At 60.4% G+C, this 490-nt stretch carries 1 protein-coding gene; it reads right to left on the bottom strand.

What is annotated here, in order from left to right; genetic code table 11:
- Positions 1-392 (bottom strand): SufE family protein (locus tag JWG43_RS17845; protein WP_205244294.1); only part of this gene is annotated, 392 nt, incomplete at its 3' end.
- Positions 393-490: the final 98 nt, after the last annotated feature.

Here is a 490-nt window from a genome sequence, read left to right as displayed (position 1 = left end):
CCATTGCCCCGTGACGGGCTCAAGTGTTTCTCAAGCCCGAGTTCGGTGAAATACCCTTCCATATCAAAAGCCTGGATCGCCGCAGACGGTTGGTGGTCGAGCGCCGCCAGCACGATGACGATGAGGCCGCGTACGATGCGGGCATCGGAGTCGCAGGCAAAGTGCCAGCAACCATCCTCGCTTTTCTCTCCCTTCAGCCAGGCCTGGCTCTCGCAGCCTTTCAAGCGGTGCTCTTCGGTCTGCCACTCGGGGGGCAGTACGGGTAGCTGTTTGCCGAGTTGGATGATGAGCCTGTACTGGTTCTCCCAGCCGTGGGCCGCAGCAAACTGCTGGCGGATGGTGTCGGCGTCGGGCTCAAGGCCTATCCGGGTATAGGTTGCGAGGTCACTCATTCGGTTGTCTGCCTTAGAAGAAGTCACTGAGTTTGTGCAGGGCTGCCAGCAGGGCTTCCACATCGTCCCGGTTGTTGTAACAGGCCAGGGAGACCCGC

The sequence above is a fragment of the Desulfobulbus alkaliphilus genome, from assembly GCF_016918545.1.
GTDB classification, from domain to species: domain Bacteria; phylum Desulfobacterota; class Desulfobulbia; order Desulfobulbales; family Desulfobulbaceae; genus Desulfobulbus; species Desulfobulbus alkaliphilus.
This window is presented reverse-complemented; position numbering and strand designations above follow the sequence as displayed.